General features: G+C 46.5%; 1 protein-coding gene. It reads right to left on the bottom strand.

Annotated elements, in window-relative coordinates; genetic code table 11:
• Positions 1 to 75 precede the first annotated feature (75 nt).
• Positions 76 to 284, bottom strand: a 209-nt coding sequence (locus ADA55_RS00035) for a 4-hydroxyphenylacetate 3-hydroxylase N-terminal domain-containing protein (protein ID WP_048677791.1), incomplete at its 5' end; no start/stop codon positions are given.

Genomic DNA, 284 nt, shown 5'->3' with positions numbered 1-284 from the left:
CGGCCAAACACCCCGAAGGTTTCCTGCGCGATATAGTCGGTCACTTCCCGGCGGCTCTTAAGATCTTCCTTCGTTCTAGGAATCATCCAGGGCTTTGGTGACTCTTTCCCCTAAATCTGATCTCAAATAAGTAAGCTTGTCTAGAGTTTCAGGATTATGCTGGGCATCAAAAATTTTAGCCATGATATCTATACCACCGCTAGTGGCCGGATGAGTTGTAACATCGGAGAGTAGTTCTCCCTTATAGTAAACGGTCCGATCATCCCGAAGACTTTCCTTGTACA

The organism is Bacillus sp. 220_BSPC (genome assembly GCF_001054655.1).
In the GTDB taxonomy this organism is placed as follows: Bacteria; Bacillota; Bacilli; order Bacillales; family DSM-1321; genus Peribacillus; species Peribacillus frigoritolerans.
The sequence above is the reverse complement of the archived record's forward strand: the minus strand, read 5'-3'. Positions and strand labels throughout refer to the sequence as shown.